Origin of the sequence: Pseudomonas sp. FW300-N2F2, from assembly GCF_017351655.1 — a bacterium.
GTDB classification, from domain to species: domain Bacteria; phylum Pseudomonadota; class Gammaproteobacteria; order Pseudomonadales; family Pseudomonadaceae; genus Aquipseudomonas; species Aquipseudomonas fluorescens_AA.
Window position 1 is genome coordinate 1 of the sequence record NZ_JACNDQ010000018.1, and the last position, 391, is coordinate 391.

The window sequence follows — 391 nt, forward strand, 5'->3', positions numbered from 1 at the left end:
CTGGACCCGGCGTATCCGTTGGATCGGATTGCCTACATGCTGGACGACAGCGCCCCAGCGGCGGTATTGGCGCAGAAGGCGACCCTCGAATTGCTGGCAGACGCATCGATGCCAGTGATCGATTTGGACAGCGGTTTGTGGCAGGACGAATCCGTCCTGGATCCCGAGGTGGCAGAGTTGACCTCCTCGCACCTGGCCTATGTCATCTACACCTCGGGTTCGACGGGTCTGCCTAAAGGCGTGATGATCGAACACCGCAACACGGTGAACTTCCTGACCTGGGCCCATCGTTCGTTCGATGACGCCACGTTGTCGAAAACCCTGTTCTCGACGTCGCTGAACTTCGACCTGGCCGTCTATGAGTGTTTCGCCCCGTTGACCTCGGGTGGCC

The 391-nt window shown here is 59.8% G+C and carries 1 protein-coding gene; it reads left to right on the plus strand.

Annotated features, from left to right (window positions below):
* A partial coding sequence (locus J4E63_RS30700) for an AMP-binding protein (protein WP_207284222.1) occupies window positions 1-391 on the plus strand: 391 nt, incomplete at both ends.